Annotated in this window: 15 protein-coding genes; 6 read left to right on the top strand and 9 right to left on the bottom strand. The window is 69.5% G+C overall.

What is annotated here, in order from left to right; genetic code table 11:
* Nucleotides 1–103: 103 nt before the first annotated feature.
* Entirely contained in the window at nt 104–586 is a 483-nt protein-coding gene (locus CDO52_RS03385; RefSeq protein ID WP_017621479.1) for a DUF202 domain-containing protein, read from the bottom strand.
* 5 nt (nt 587–591) lie between these two features.
* Nucleotides 592–966 (bottom strand): YidH family protein, encoded by a 375-nt coding sequence (locus CDO52_RS03380; RefSeq protein ID WP_051060937.1) that lies wholly within the window; start codon nt 964–966, stop codon nt 592–594.
* Nucleotides 967–1,193: 227 nt separating this feature from the next.
* Between CDO52_RS03380 and trxA the strand changes: the two genes are divergently transcribed.
* The gene (trxA, locus tag CDO52_RS03375) at nt 1,194–1,577 is read left to right on the top strand and encodes a thioredoxin (RefSeq protein WP_017621481.1); all 384 of its coding nucleotides are present in this window, start codon (nt 1,194–1,196) and stop codon (nt 1,575–1,577) included.
* Nucleotides 1,578–1,707: 130 nt separating this feature from the next.
* Here trxA and CDO52_RS03370 read toward each other — a convergent pair whose 3' ends face one another.
* The 5 genes from CDO52_RS03370 to CDO52_RS03350 form a co-directional block, all read right to left on the bottom strand.
* Nucleotides 1,708–2,601 carry an SDR family NAD(P)-dependent oxidoreductase gene (locus CDO52_RS03370; protein WP_017621482.1) on the bottom strand — a complete coding sequence of 298 codons (894 nt, stop codon included), beginning with the start codon at nt 2,599–2,601 and terminating at the stop codon, nt 1,708–1,710.
* Nucleotides 2,602–2,763: 162 nt separating this feature from the next.
* Nucleotides 2,764–3,483, bottom strand: a complete 720-nt coding sequence (locus CDO52_RS03365; protein ID WP_017621483.1) for a spermidine synthase family protein — start codon at nt 3,481–3,483, stop codon at nt 2,764–2,766.
* A 75-nt stretch (nt 3,484–3,558) separates the two neighbouring features.
* Entirely contained in the window at nt 3,559–4,413 is an 855-nt protein-coding gene (hisG, locus tag CDO52_RS03360) for an ATP phosphoribosyltransferase (protein WP_017621484.1), read from the bottom strand.
* A 97-nt stretch (nt 4,414–4,510) separates the two neighbouring features.
* Nucleotides 4,511–4,774, bottom strand: coding sequence for a phosphoribosyl-ATP diphosphatase (locus tag CDO52_RS03355; RefSeq protein ID WP_026126358.1), 264 nt, complete (start codon nt 4,772–4,774; stop codon nt 4,511–4,513).
* A 122-nt stretch (nt 4,775–4,896) separates the two neighbouring features.
* Entirely contained in the window at nt 4,897–5,709 is an 813-nt protein-coding gene (locus tag CDO52_RS03350; protein WP_026126359.1) for an SDR family NAD(P)-dependent oxidoreductase, read from the bottom strand.
* A gap of 226 nt (nt 5,710–5,935) precedes the next feature.
* On the opposite strand from CDO52_RS03350, the gene CDO52_RS03345 reads away from it, so the two are divergent.
* The 3 genes from CDO52_RS03345 (at nt 5,936) to CDO52_RS03335 (ending at nt 8,245) form a co-directional block, all read left to right on the top strand.
* Nucleotides 5,936–6,631: a class I SAM-dependent methyltransferase gene (locus CDO52_RS03345; RefSeq protein ID WP_017621487.1), complete on the top strand. Its 696-nt coding sequence runs from the start codon at nt 5,936–5,938 to the stop codon at nt 6,629–6,631.
* Between the two features lie 250 nt (nt 6,632–6,881).
* A complete protein-coding gene (locus CDO52_RS03340) occupies nt 6,882–7,340 on the top strand; it encodes a Clp protease N-terminal domain-containing protein (protein WP_026126360.1) in 459 nt (152 codons plus the stop codon).
* 194 nt (nt 7,341–7,534) lie between these two features.
* Nucleotides 7,535–8,245, top strand: a complete 711-nt coding sequence (locus CDO52_RS03335) for a hypothetical protein (RefSeq protein WP_017621489.1) — start codon at nt 7,535–7,537, stop codon at nt 8,243–8,245.
* Nucleotides 8,246–8,398: 153 nt separating this feature from the next.
* Here CDO52_RS03335 and CDO52_RS03330 read toward each other — a convergent pair whose 3' ends face one another.
* Entirely contained in the window at nt 8,399–10,003 is a 1,605-nt protein-coding gene (locus tag CDO52_RS03330; RefSeq protein WP_017621490.1) for an OmpA family protein, read from the bottom strand.
* Nucleotides 10,004–10,278: 275 nt separating this feature from the next.
* Here CDO52_RS03330 and CDO52_RS03325 point away from each other — a divergent pair, with 275 nt between their 5' ends.
* The gene (locus tag CDO52_RS03325) at nt 10,279–10,635 is read left to right on the top strand and encodes an ArsR/SmtB family transcription factor (RefSeq protein WP_017621491.1); all 357 of its coding nucleotides are present in this window, start codon (nt 10,279–10,281) and stop codon (nt 10,633–10,635) included.
* Between the two features lie 246 nt (nt 10,636–10,881).
* Nucleotides 10,882–12,285, top strand: a complete 1,404-nt coding sequence (lpdA, locus tag CDO52_RS03320) for a dihydrolipoyl dehydrogenase (RefSeq protein WP_017621492.1) — start codon at nt 10,882–10,884, stop codon at nt 12,283–12,285.
* A gap of 48 nt (nt 12,286–12,333) precedes the next feature.
* Here lpdA and CDO52_RS03315 read toward each other — a convergent pair whose 3' ends face one another.
* Complete coding sequence (locus CDO52_RS03315) at nt 12,334–13,188, bottom strand: class I SAM-dependent methyltransferase (protein WP_094932197.1); 855 nt, start codon at nt 13,186–13,188, stop codon at nt 12,334–12,336.
* Nucleotides 13,189–13,208: the final 20 nt, after the last annotated feature.

The following is a 13,208-nucleotide window of genomic DNA, read 5'->3' as shown; positions in this document are numbered from 1 at the left end:
CGGGCCGGATCCCGTCCGTCCGGCCCACCGGGACACGCACACCCACCGTTCCCGGCGGGTGCCCCACCACGCAGCGTCCCGATCCTGAATGTCCCGATTCGCCCTATCCGAATCCGAAGAGCGCGCTCACCGCGACCACGGTGGCGATCGCTGCCGCTGACCCGCTCAGCAGGTAGATCGCCCACGGAGAGGCCAGCGGTGCGGGCGGGTTCCCAGTGGCGTCATCATGCAGACCTTGGTCGGTCGCGCGCCAGCGCCGCCGCAGATGCGCCATGAGGATGCCCACCGCTACCGCCACCACCAGAACAGCCGCCAACCGGAAGATGGGGTCGGGCCCGCTCCCTGACCCTGACGCGCCGTTCTGGAACGGATCGCGCAGGTAGAGAAGTGCGACAACGAAGATGACGATCAGCGTGCGCTGCCAGGCGAGAAACGTCCGCTCCGGCTGCAGCCCGGCGTCCCTGTCCTCGGGGCGGGCCCCGGTTGCGCCGTCGCCTCCGTCCGCGGCTGTGCCCCCGGAGGTGCCCCCGGTCGCGCCTCCGGCGGCATCCCAGGTCCGCGCCCTCCTCGGGTCCGCTCTGCCCATCGGGCTCACCGCCAATAGTTGCCGAGCAGCACCGCGACGCAGACGATCGCGATGCCGATCGTGGTGATCACGGGCAGGGCGCTCATCGGCAGCGGTCGGCCGAGACGCATGGCGCGCTGCACCCGCACCCAGCGCACGGGCGCGTAGATGGTGATGATGACCGCGAGCGCGGTGAGGGCCAGGCCCACCACCAGCTTGAGCTCCGCACGCCAGTCCAGCGGAACGAGGTGCAGCACCGCGACCGCCCCGGCCACCAGCGCCAGCGACGTGCGGATCCAGGCGAGAAAGGTGCGTTCGTTGGCCAGGGTGAAGCGGTAGTCGGGCTCCTCGCCCTCCGCCGCTTCACCGCGCCGGAACACCGGCGGCCTGCCTATGCCCACGCCGTTCCCCCCGCACACCGAGATGATTCGTCCTCCTATCAGTCGACACTAGCCACACTGGGCCTTTCCTCCCAACTCGGTATTCACCATGTGTTTTGCAGGGAAAACCGAGCGTGACGATTCCCTGCTCCGTAACTCCTCAGCACGCATGCGGAACAAAACAGTGGGCACGACCGCTCTACGAGGCGTTAGCCAGTAGACACAACCTCGACGACTCAGGAGACTTCGTGGCCACCTTCGAGCTCACCAAGGACAACTTCAACGAGACCCTGACGGATAACGAGTTCGTCCTGATCGACTTCTGGGCCTCATGGTGCGGTCCGTGCAAGACCTTTGCCCCGATCTTCGACCAGGCGTCCGACGAGAACCCCGACCTGCTCTTCGCCAAGGTGGACACCGAGTCGCAGCAGGAACTGGCCGCCGGATTCGACATCCAGTCGATCCCGACCCTGATGGTCGTCCGGGACAAGACGGTGATCTTCAACCAGCCCGGTGCACTCCCCAAGGACGCCTTGGACGACCTCATCAAGCAGTGCCGCGAACTCGACATGGAGGAGGTCCGCAAGGAGATCGAGAAGCAGCAGGCCGACGGCCGCGCCTCCGCCGAGTGACCGGGGCCGGGCCTCCGCTGCGAGACGCGGGGCCGTGGAGGGGACCGCACCCCCGAGGGGCGGTCCCCTTACGTTTGCCCAGGTGACGGGGGCGACGACAGCATCCCGCCGGAGAGGGGCGCGGGGCCGCTCAGTTGTGTGATCCGCCATCGACGCGCAGCTCGACGCCGGTCATGTAGCCGGCGTCCGCAGATCCGGCGAAGGCGATAGTCCCGGCGATCTGCTCGGGCGCGCCCAGCGTCCCCATCTGCGGAACGATCCGACGGTAGTAGGCGGCGACGGGCTCAGACCCCTCGGGGAACCGGGTCGACCGCGTCATCGGCGTCGTCACCCCGCCGGGGGAGATCGCGACGGCCCGCACGCCGTGCGGCGCCAGCTCGGCGGCCAGGCTCAGGGTGAACGCCAGTACCGCTCCCTTCGAGGCCGCGTAGGCGGTCATCAGGGGATGGGCATGCGTCGCCGAGGTCGAGGCGGTGTTGATCACCACTCCCTTGCTCGCGATGAGGTGCGGCAGGGCTTCCCGGCAGAACAGCATCGTCCCGAGCGCGTTGACGTCGAGCAGCCGACGCCACTCGTCGACGCCGAGCTGGGCCAGCGGAGTCACACTGAGCATCCCGGCGACGTTGACCAGCAGGTCGATCCGGCCGAATCGCTCGGCGGCGGTGGCCACCGCCGATCGCGCCTCCCGCTCGTCGCCCACGTCTGCGACCACCGGGACCAGCCGCGGCCCGCCCGCCCCGTTGCTTTCCTCGGCCAGCCGGACGGTCTCCTTCAGCCCCTCCTCATCCCGATCGACGACGAGCAGCCGTGCACCTTCGGCCGACAGCCGCAGCGCCGTCGCCCGGCCGATTCCCGAGGCCGCACCGGTGAGGATGGCCGCCTTTCCGACATAGCGGCGACCGAAGTGCTCGGCGCCCTCGCGTTCTGTATCCGTGCGCTCTATGCCTGGACTCCCTGTGGCTGTACCCCCTGTGTCTGGACCCCCTGTGTCGCTGGCGTCTGTACCCGTCCGATCCGTGTCCATGTGGGCCTCAATCCCTGTAGGTCCCGTCGCGCTGACCGTTCCTACTCGGAGGTACCCGCCCGTTCTGCGCATTATCAAACATGCGCTTGGCAGACGCCAGGGATAAGAGCGGGGTACGCCGTGCGGCCGGAAGCGGTCGCGCTCAGGTAAGGGTCGCCCGAATCAGTCGGCCGAACGTCGCGCGAGGTAGACGACATCGGGTTCGCCCCGGCGTGCCGGGACCTCGATCGTGTCGACCCCGCCGAAGCGCTGTCCCAGCAGCGCCGCGAACGTGGGCGCCCGCATCGCGCTCCAGAAGGCGACCACACCGCCGGGGCGCAGCAGGCGCTCCAGCCGGCCCAGTGCCGCGGGCTCGTACAACCGGCCGTTGCCCTCCACGACCGTCCAGTCCGGGCCGTTGTCGGTGTCCAGGCAGATGACGTCATAGCCGACCTGTTCACCGCCGGTCGACGCGTGATCGGCGGCGTCCCGCAGCCAGGTGACGATGTCCCCTCGCGTCAGCTCGCACCGCGGATCAGCCGGCAGGTCCCCCGCGACGTCGGCGAGCGGGCCGCTGTGCCACGCGATGACCAGCGGTTCCAGCTCGATGACGCGGACGTGGCCGACGCGGGCGTCGTCCAGGGCCTCGCGCGCGGAGAACCCCATGCCGAGGCCCCCGATGAGCACACGTGCCCCGGCGGGTTCGCCGGGCAGCGCGTCCAGGGCGGCACGCACCATCCGCCGCTCGGACGCCCCGTCCCGGGTGTCCATGAGCGCGACGCCGTTGCTGTAGATCTCGAAGTCGGCCCCGACCCGCCGCAGCACCAGGTCGCCGCCGGTCTCCCCCGTGGCACGCGCGAGGACCTCGGGCTCGGGGTCCGGTCGCAGGCCGTGGGTGGACATCGCGGCGGCTCCAACAGGGCGGCCCTGCGGCGGGTGGGGCCGGGCGTCGAGGGCGTTTCGGTGATGCGCGGGCGGCTAAAGGCGGCAGGCGTAGATGTCGGTGACGAGGATGGCGCGTGCGCCGATCCCCCACAGGTCGTCCATGATCCGCTGGGCGTCGCGGCGCGGGACCATGGCGCGCACGGCGACCCAGCCCTCGCGGTGCAGCGGCGAGACGGTCGGGCCCTCCATGCCGGGGGTGAGCGCGACGGCGTCGTCCAGCCGTTCGGCGTGTACGTCGTAGTCCATCATCACGTAGTCGCGGGCGACGAGGACCCCGCGCAGACGACGCAGCAGCTGCTCGATCTTGGGGTCGTCGTCGGCGTCGCGCTGCCGGATCAGGACGGCCTCGGACTGCAGGATCGGGTCGCCGAAGATCTCCAGCCCGGCCTGGCGGAGCGTCGTACCGGTGGACACGACGTCGGCCACGGCGTCGGCCACACCCAGCTGGATGGAGCTCTCCACGGCGCCGTCGAGGTGGATGACCCGGGCGTCGATGCCGCGGTCCGCCAGGTAGGAGCGGAGCAGACCGTCGAACGACGTCGCGATGCGCTTGCCCCGCAGGTCCTCCAGCTTCATGGACGCGCCGTCGCGCGCCGCGAAGCGGAAGGTGGAGCCGCCGAAGCCCAGCGGCAGCACCTCGTCGACGGGCGCCTGGGAGTCGAGCGTCATGTCCCGGCCGGTGATCCCGGCCTGCAGGATCCCCTCGCCGACGTAGACGGCGATGTCCTTGGGACGGAGGAAGAAGAACTCGGTCTCGTTGTCCGGGTCGACCAGGACGAGGTCGCGCGAGTCCTTGCGCTGGCGGTATCCGGCCTCGCGGAGCATGGCGCTGGCGGGCTCGGAGAGCTGGCCCTTATTGGGCACGGCGATACGGAGGTAGTCCTTCATGGGAGGTGATTCCCCTACTCATCGGCTCAAGCATGTCGGTGTGGACGTCGACTGCGCGGTCGATCCCGGGGCGAGGTGTCGCAGGTCCAGGATCGACCTACAGATGCTTGTAGACGTCCTCCAGGCGCAGGCCGCGGGCCAGCATCAGGACCTGGAGGTGGTAGAGGAGTTGGGAAATCTCTTCGGCGGCGGCCTCGTCGGATTCGTACTCGGCGGCCATCCAGACCTCCGCGGCCTCCTCGACGACCTTCTTGCCGATGGCATGCACGCCGGCGTCGAGTTGGGCCACCGTTCCCGACCCCTCGGGGCGGGTCTCGGCCTTCTCGGACAGCTCGGCGAACAGCTCTTCGAAGGTCTTCATGATCACTCTTCGCTAGACGACGTGCCCTCCCAGGGTAGGCGCATCGCGACCCGTTCGGTGACCCGACCCGGCGGATCGGGGGTGACGAAGAGCGACAACGCGGCCGCGACCGCGCCCTCCGATCAGCCGAACCTGCGCGCCACCGACTTGAACACGCTGCGCGGGATGACGCGGAGCAGGTTGTCGGCGGCCTTGTACTGGGCGCCGGGGACGACCTTCGTGCGGCCGCCCGCCCAAGCGCGCAGGGAGTCGCGGACGATGCGCTCCTTGGGGATCCACGCGAAGTCGGGCAGCCCCTTGTCCTGAACATCGCGGGTCATGTCGGTGCGCACATAGCCGGGGAGCACGACCGTCACGTGCACGCCGTGCTTGGCGACTTCCAGGGCGACGCTCTCGCTCCACAGCGTGACGAACTTCTTGCTGCCGCCGTAGACCGAGCCGTGCGGATTGACCGTCAGCTCGCCGGCGACCGACGCCACGTTGATCACGCCGAGCGGCGCGCCGTGCTCGCCCGCTTCGCGGCGGGCGATCTGGGCCGGCAGCACCGCGCGGGCGAGGCGCAGGACAGCGCGGACGTTGAGGGAGAGCATGGCGTCGATGGTGTCGGGGTCCATCTTGGTGAACGTCCCGCCCTCGCCTCGACCCGCGTTGTTGATCAGCAGGTCGATCGGAGCGTCGTCCCCTGTGCCGTCGGCACTGAGCCGCTCCTCCACCTGGGCCAGGTCGGCGTCGTCGGTGAGGTCGGCGGGGAGCGTGCGCGCGTCGATCCCGTGGCGCTCGCTCAGCTCGGCGGCGAGCCGCTCGATGGCCTCGGCCCGGCGGGCGACGAGGACGAGCGCGTACCCGCGTTCGGCGAGCTTGCGGGCGTACTCCTCACCGATCCCGGTCGACGCACCGGTGACCACTGCCGTTCGAGGATTGCGCGATCCGCTCATACGGCGGCATGTTACCGGCCGGTCGCATTATTGGACAGGGGACAACGGGTAAGTGCGCCACTCCATTTCGCGTTGATCAACGCGTTGCGGACCGCTGTGGAAAAGCACAAGACCCATCCAACAAAACGGACAAACGGACATGATCAAGGCGCTTCATGGTGGGTCCGAACCTCGACAACCCCGCGATTAACAGGGAGCTTAGCTAAGGGACGCTAGCGTGGACGATATGGCACCGACCCAGAGCTTCTCCGATCCGTTCAGCCTTGATACCCGCCTGCGCGACACCGGTCTGTTTTTCCGAGAGGCATTCCGTACCTTCCGGGCGACCGGAGCGGTTCTCCCCAGCGGGCCGGTGCTCGCGAACCATCTGGCGAGATTCGTTGCCGAGCGCGAGGACCCGACCGCTCCGCTGCGCATCATGGAGGCGGGCTCGGGGACCGGCCCTGTGTCCCGCGCCATCGCCGCCGCCATGCAGCCCGGCGACGCCCTCGATCTCGTGGAGACCAACCCGGAGTTCGCCACCTACCTCCGGGGCCTGCTGGAGACCGACCCGGCCCTGTCCCGGGTCGCCGAGCAGTCGACGGTCCACCAGGCGCCGGTCACCGACCTGGGAACCGACCGGGAGTACGACGTGATCGTCTCCGGCCTCCCCTTCGCCAACTTCACGGCGGAGGAGGTGCGGGAGATCTTCGACTACTACTTCACCGTGCTGCGCCCCGGCGGCCACCTCTCCTTCTTCGGCTACCTCTACACGAAGGAGATCAAGGCCATCGTCGCGTCGCGCCATGACTACCTGCGCCAGGCCCAGTCCAGCTGGGTGGTGGAGGAGTGGGTGAACCGCTACGGCATCGAGTCCAAGCGGGTCCTACCCAACATCCCCCCGGCGTGGATCCACCACCTGCGCAAACCCGCGAAAGACTAGCGCGCCCGCCTTTCTTCCCCGGCCTCCTCCGCCTCTCCTCTCTGTCCCTGTTCCACACACCCCTGTCGCGCCTCAGCCGCGCAGCAGGGGTTTCGTCGTTCAGGGGCGGTCGCACCCCGTCGCACACCCCGGAGACCCCAGTTCCGTCAACAAAAGTTGACACGCCGAATGTCGTCAACATAGATTGACAACACGGTGGCGGAGAACCCATCCGCCGCTGCTCTGACGACGCGAAATGGGGTGCTTCACCATGTTCGAGCGATTCACCGACGAAGCCCGCCGGGTCACCGTCGGCGCCCAGGCGGAGGCACGCGAGCTGGGACACCGCAGCATCGGCACCGGGCATCTGCTGCTGGCGCTCATGGCCGAGGACGCCGGGACCGGGACGCGTGCGCTGCGCGATCACAGCGGGGACCTCGACGAGCTGCGCGAAGGCGTGCGGCGAACCGCCTCCGACGCCGCGCCGCGGCGTCGCGGCATCCTGCCGATCGCGCACATCCCCTTCTCCAAGGACGCGAAGAAGGCCCTGGAGCTGTCGCTGCGCTACGCGATCCACTTCGGGCACCAGACCATCACCGCGGGACACCTACTGCTGGGGACGCTGCGTGTCGAGGAAGGAGCCGCCGTGCGCGTCCTCACCGACGCCGGGGTGGATCTCGGCGCCCTGCGCGCGACGACCGAGCGGCTCACCAAGGAGGCGAACGGGTGAGCCACCGGTGATCCGCGGCTGATCCACGGCCAGCCCCGGGGATGGCCAGCAACAGGTGCACCGGTGCGGAACCGATACGCGCCGCCGGAATCCCCCTTCTTGCTACGGTTCCGTGTGTCGTCCGCGCCGGTGCCGCTCCCCCGTGGCGCATGTCCGTGTCTCCGCCCCTGAGTCCCCGACCCCGAAGGCCTTCCATGCGACTCGTCCCCTCCTCCCCCCTCTCCTGCTCCGTCGTGGCCCTCGGCGCGGTCGTCGTGGGCGGCGCCGTCCTCGTCGGCTGCGACGTCATCCCCACCGACGGCGAGCTGTGGGAGGGGCTAGGCGCAGAAGCCTCGCCGTCGCCGTCCCCCAGCGCCTCGGCACAGCAGGCCGGGCCCGCGTTCGCCCTGCCCGGCTCCTGCGAGGACATCGGCGCCGCAGAGCTCGTCGGCGACCTGGCGCCGCGGGGCAGCACCGCCGACGAGACCGCTGGGGAGGTCGAGGGCGCGTCCGACGCCGAGGAGGTGGCGTGCTCCTGGTCCGGGGGCGCGGCCAGTGACCCGAGCGGTGACTCCGGCGCTGCCGAGGACGGGGCGGACGCGGCGGGCGCCCCGTCGATCATCCTCACCTTCACGGTGAATACCGACCCGAGCAACCGGGCCCAGATCATCCAGGTGCCCGGCGGCCAGGAGGAGATGAACTGGGAGGTCGACGTGCCCGTGGACACCGAGACCTACCGGACCGACAAGACCGTCGAGCTGGGCGGCGAACTGAAGTACATCTCCACCGTCGAAGGCTCCGCCAAGCACCTCTATCTCTCCCTGCCCGGCGACTTCCACGTGTCGGCCAGCGCCATGTTCTCCGACGCCACCAAGGAGGACCTGGAAAAGCTCGTCCTCGCGGCCGCTGAGAAGGCCGAGCGGTAAGAGAGAGGGGATAGCCGAGGTCAGCGACGGCCTCCGGCCGTCGAACGACGACGGGTCCCCCGCCGCGACGCGATGTCCCGAGCGGAGAACCCGTTCCGTGTGACCTCCCGGCGCGACGGGACCCCCAGGGGTCAACGGGGCCGCGCCTCCGGGCTACCGCTGCTCGATCGGGATCTCCGGAAGTTCGCCGAAGGGTCCGGCCCGCAGGGTCAGCTCCTCGACGCTCTCCGGCGGAGCGGGGAACACCGCGACGAGCTCGTAGGGCTTGCCCGGCTGGAGCTCATGCACGTCTTCGGCGAACCCGCTGTACTTGTCGTCGCCGAAGTTCATCTGCGCGACGTAGCGCACCAGCTTGGTCTCGGGATCCACCAGCTGGAACCCGCCCAGGGTCCCCTTGCTGAACTTCTCCGGGCCGCCGGCCTGCACCGCGTCCGCTCCACCCATATCCGGCGAGACCGGCTCACGGGTCGTGTTGGTCAGCTCCACCGTCCCGATGACATAGGCGCCGTCACGGCGCAGCGGGTAGACGTCCAGCTGCACGCCGTCCTTCTCCGCGGTCGCGGCGACCGCGCCGTTGTCGTCGGTGAACGGCGCGGGCCAGCCGACACTGCGCTCCGCGACGCCCAGGCCGTCGTCATCGGCCTCGTCCTCCACGGGATCCGTGGACCGGTCGACCTTGTAGGAGAACTCCACCCGGCGGTTGCGGGCCCGCGCCTGCTCGTCGTCGGGGCCGCCTTCGCGCGCGATCGGCTCCCGCTTGCCGTGCCCCTCCACCTTGTAGGTGTATCCGCTGCCGATCTCCTCCCGCAGCAGCTTGCGCACGTTTTCGGCGCGCCGCAGGGAGAGCTTGTCGTTGTAGTCGTGGGTGCCGATGCCGTCGGTGTGCCCGATGACGGTGATCTCGCGGTCGTCGGGGTCGACGTTGTTGGCCAGCGAGGCGGCAGCCTGGCGCACGACCTCCTCGGCCTCGTCGGTGAGGTCCGACTTGTCGAAATCGAACATGACGTCGGAGTGGAGCGCGATGGTCTCCTTGTCGCCATCGCGCGTGGTCGAAGCGATCTCGGAGTCGACAAAGCTCTCCACCGCGCCCTGGTCGGCGACGGCGTCGTCGTCCGGCCTCCGGTTCTCGAACGTGAGGTTCTCTCCGGCGGGCGGGGGGTCGGAGGGGGTGAGGTGGTCCTTGCCGTTGGGGTCCTCCGGGTCGGGCCGCTCCTTGTCCACGTCCTGGATCGGGATCCCGGTCATCGCCCCCAGGCCGCTGCCGACAAAGGTCACCTGCTTGACCTCCTCGGGGATGGGCGGGAAGTAGCGCCGGTACTCATTGGCGACCCCGTCGAACACGGGATACAGCCCCTTGGGGCCGGGGCTGACCGATCCGTACTTCAGGCCCTCCTCATCCAGGTACTCGCGGTACACCCGCCCGGTGATCGGGTCGACGAGGGTGTCGGGCATGGCGAGGTTGCGGTTGCCGCCCCGGATGTCGTCGATGTACTCCACGTCGTAGTACATGACCGTGTAGTCGGGCGTGCGCTCCAGACCGTTGATCGAGAAGCGCATCCGCGCGTCCTGGCCCGTGTCCTGGAATATCCGCCCTTCCTTGGTGTAGGGGAAGTCCTCCTCGACCTTCGGCGGCCCGGAGCCGTCACCGAACCACGAGGAGACGTCGCCGGTGATGCTGCACCCGCCGAGCAGAACGCTGCCCGCGGCCAGCAGCGCGACGGCCCGCAGTGTCCGCCGCCTATGAAATGTCCGCGCCATATGAGGGGAACTCCGATCTCTGAGGGAGGTGTACCGGGGCCATCCTCCGGCACATCCGCCCAGATTCGCGAAAGAGTCCCGGTTTCCGCACCTCGCCGGGCCGGGATCAGGGTCCGTGGGCGGTCACGCTCATCCGCGGTGTTCACACAAGCCCCGGATCGGGTGATGGGCGGGGCCGTTCCCGCGCTCGCCATTGTTGGATTGACATCAAACAGAACAAGTCGCATCATCGTTTGAAGCCTGTCAAACAGTTACCTGGAGGGGGTGCCGCGCCCATGTCCCTGCTGCCCCAACCGGCCCGGAGTGAGCTCAGGCTCTCCACCGTCCTGAACGTCCTCGCCGACCCGGTGCGCCTCCGGCTCCTCGCCTGCCTGTCCGAGGACCACGAGCTCGACTCCGAGCGCCGCTGCGCGGTGGAGGAGTGGAGCGTGGCCGTGCACAAGTCGACGCTGTCACACCACTTCCGGCTGCTCCGTGAAGCGGGCGTGACCTCGACCCGGCTCGACGGCCGCAAGAGGTGGGTCCGACTGCGCTATGACGACCTGGAAGCACGCTTCCCCGGCTTGATTCCGTCCATCCTGGCCGCACTACCCGAAGAGCTGGAGCGGGCGCGAGCGGAGCGCGCGGCGTGAAGCGTCCGCGCGCTGGTCGACGCGCTGATCGACCCCCTCGACGACGTGCCCCAGGAAGGTCCGCCGCGGGACGCCCGCCCCTGGGAAAGCTGCCCCTGGGAAAACCCGCCGAAGGACGGGTCGTAGACGGTCCTGTCGTCTCCCCCGCGTTACCGTCGTGAGCAGATCCGGCCCCTCCCGCCCACAGCGAACATCCGTACCGACGAGGAAATCCACCGACACAGTCGCATCCAAGGAGGTCCCCTGATGGGACAGCACTTCGACCTGGTTGTTCTGGGCGCGGGCCCCGGCGGCTACGTGGCCGCGATCCGGGCGTCGCAGTTGGGCATGCAAGTCGCGGTCGTCGAGGAGAAGTACTGGGGCGGCGTCTGCCTCAACGTGGGCTGTATCCCGTCCAAGGCGCTGCTGCGCAACGCCGAGCTCGCCCACTTGTTCACCAACGAGGCCGCGACGTTCGGGATCGAGGTCGAGGGCAGTGTGCGCTTCGACTACGCCAAGGCCTATCAGCGCAGCAGAAAAGTGGCCGACGGCCGGGTCAAGGGCGTTCACTACCTGATGAAGAAGAACGCCATCACCGAGTTCACCGGGCGGGGGACGTTCACCAGCGACCACACCCTTAGCGTGAGCTCGGAGAGCGGCGAGACGGCCACCCTCACCTTCGACCACGCCGTCATCGCCACCGGGGCCTCTGCCAAGCTGCTTCCCGGCACATCCCTGTCCGAGCGGGTGGTCACCTTCGAGGAGCAGATTCTCACCGAGGAGCTTCCGGAGAGCGCCATCGTCGCGGGGGCCGGGGCGGTCGGGATCGAGTTCGCCTACGTGCTGCGCAACTACGGCGTCGAGGTGACCATGGTCGAGTTCCTCGACCGGATGGCGCCGACCGAGGACGCCGACGTCTCCGCCGAGCTGGCCCGGCAGTACAAGCGCCTCGGTGTGGAGGTCATGACCTCCACCCGGGTGGAGTCCGTCGAGGACACCGGCGAGAAGGTCCGCGCCGAGGTCACGGCGGCCGACGGGAGCCGCCGCACGCTGGAGGCCGACAAGCTCCTCCAAGCCATCGGCTTCGCGCCGAACGTCGAGGGCTACGGGCTGGAGAAGACCGGGGTGAAGGTCACCGAGCGGGGTGCCATCGACATCGACTCCCGGGGGCGGACCAGCGTGCCGCACATCTACGCCATCGGTGACGTCACGGCCAAGCTGATGCTCGCCCACACCGCCGAGGCCATGGGCATCGTGGCGGTCGAGACCATCGCCGACGCCGAGACGATGGAGATCGACTACCGGATGATCCCGCGCGCCACCTACTGCCAGCCGCAGATCGCCTCCTTCGGCTACACGGAGGCCGAGGCACGGGAGGCCGGGTTCGACGTGCAGGTCGCGAAGTTCCCGTTCACGGCCAACGGCAAGGCGCACGGGCTCGGCGACTCGCGCGGCTTCGTCAAGCTCCTCTCGGACGGCAAGTACGGGGAGATCATCGGCGCCCACATGATCGGCCCCGAGGTCACCGAGCTGCTCCCCGAACTGACACTGGCCCAGCAGTGGGACCTCACCGTCCACGAGGTCTCCCGCAACATCCACGCCCACCCGTCGCTCAGCGAGGCGGTGAAGGAGGCGGTCCACGGCCTGGCCGGACACATGATCAACTTCTGATCCCGTCCGGCCCCGCGCCACCTCCCGCACGGCTCCCCGCGGATCCGCCTACGGCACCGGCGGTTTCTCGGCGACGAAGATGGCGGTGCCGGGGATGATGCGGCCGCGCAGCGGGCTCCAGCCACCCCACGTCTGCTCGTTGTCCTCGGGCCACTCGGGTTCGACGAGGTCGCGCAGGTAAAGTCCGGCGGTGGCGATGGAGCGCACCCAGTCGCCGAGGGTGTGGTGGTGCTCGACGTAGATGGCACGGCCCGCGTCGTCCTCTTCGACGTAGGCGCGCCGATCGAAGTAGGAGTCGCAGGCGACCAGCCCGGCCTCGGTGGGGTCGTCGGGGAAGCACCACCGGATCGGGTGGCTCACCGAGAACGCCAGTCGGCCGCCCGGGCGCAGCACCCGCGCGCTCTCGGCCAGCGCGGCCGCGGCGTCAGGGACGAACGGGAACCCGCCGTAGGCGGAGCAGACCACGTCGAAGGAGCCGTCGGCGAACGGGAGGCGCTGGGCGTCGGCCTGCGCCACGGTCACCGCCGCCCCGATCTGCTCGTCGATCCGCCGCGCGTGCTGCAGCTGGCGGTACGACACATCGATCCCGACGACCTCGCCCACACCCTGGCTCCGTAGCCACCGGGCGCATTGCCCGGCCCCGCACCCGACTTCGAGGACGCGGGCTCCGCGCAGCTCCTCCGGTTTCCCGAGCAGCCGGGCCCGCGCCTCGTCAAGGCCCTCCGGCCCCCACACGAACGCGTCGTCGCCGAGGAATCCCCCGTGCTCGGCCTGGTACGCGTCGGCCGCGTCCTCCCACCAGGTGCGGCTGGCCCGAGCACTCTCGTCGGCATCCGCCGCCCGCCGCGCCACCCGGACGGTCGCGGACGGGGGCGGGCTAGCTGTGTTCGGGTCATCGGTCATACCCACATCCTCGCAGCCGA

Origin of the sequence: Nocardiopsis gilva YIM 90087, assembly GCF_002263495.1 — a bacterium.
Taxonomy (GTDB): domain Bacteria; phylum Actinomycetota; class Actinomycetes; order Streptosporangiales; family Streptosporangiaceae; genus Nocardiopsis_C; species Nocardiopsis_C gilva.
This window is presented reverse-complemented; position numbering and strand designations above follow the sequence as displayed.

What these genes read in the sequence shown, in the direction of transcription:
- CDO52_RS03370 (WP_017621482.1), bottom strand. Translation starts at nt 2,601, where the DNA reads ATGGACACGGATCGGACGGGTACAGACGCCAGCGACACAGGGGGTCCA.
- CDO52_RS03340 (WP_026126360.1), top strand. Translation starts at nt 6,882, where the DNA reads ATGTTCGAGCGATTCACCGACGAAGCCCGCCGGGTCACCGTCGGCGCC.
- hisG (WP_017621484.1), bottom strand. Translation starts at nt 4,413, where the DNA reads ATGAAGGACTACCTCCGTATCGCCGTGCCCAATAAGGGCCAGCTCTCC.
- CDO52_RS03355 (WP_026126358.1), bottom strand. Translation starts at nt 4,774, where the DNA reads ATGAAGACCTTCGAAGAGCTGTTCGCCGAGCTGTCCGAGAAGGCCGAG.
- CDO52_RS03345 (WP_017621487.1), top strand. Translation starts at nt 5,936, where the DNA reads ATGGCACCGACCCAGAGCTTCTCCGATCCGTTCAGCCTTGATACCCGC.
- CDO52_RS03350 (WP_026126359.1), bottom strand. Translation starts at nt 5,709, where the DNA reads ATGAGCGGATCGCGCAATCCTCGAACGGCAGTGGTCACCGGTGCGTCG.
- CDO52_RS03365 (WP_017621483.1), bottom strand. Translation starts at nt 3,483, where the DNA reads ATGTCCACCCACGGCCTGCGACCGGACCCCGAGCCCGAGGTCCTCGCG.
- lpdA (WP_017621492.1), top strand. Translation starts at nt 10,882, where the DNA reads ATGGGACAGCACTTCGACCTGGTTGTTCTGGGCGCGGGCCCCGGCGGC.
- CDO52_RS03385 (WP_017621479.1), bottom strand. Translation starts at nt 586, where the DNA reads ATGGGCAGAGCGGACCCGAGGAGGGCGCGGACCTGGGATGCCGCCGGA.
- CDO52_RS03315 (WP_094932197.1), bottom strand. Translation starts at nt 13,188, where the DNA reads ATGACCGATGACCCGAACACAGCTAGCCCGCCCCCGTCCGCGACCGTC.
- CDO52_RS03335 (WP_017621489.1), top strand. Translation starts at nt 7,535, where the DNA reads ATGCGACTCGTCCCCTCCTCCCCCCTCTCCTGCTCCGTCGTGGCCCTC.
- CDO52_RS03325 (WP_017621491.1), top strand. Translation starts at nt 10,279, where the DNA reads ATGTCCCTGCTGCCCCAACCGGCCCGGAGTGAGCTCAGGCTCTCCACC.
- CDO52_RS03330 (WP_017621490.1), bottom strand. Translation starts at nt 10,003, where the DNA reads ATGGCGCGGACATTTCATAGGCGGCGGACACTGCGGGCCGTCGCGCTG.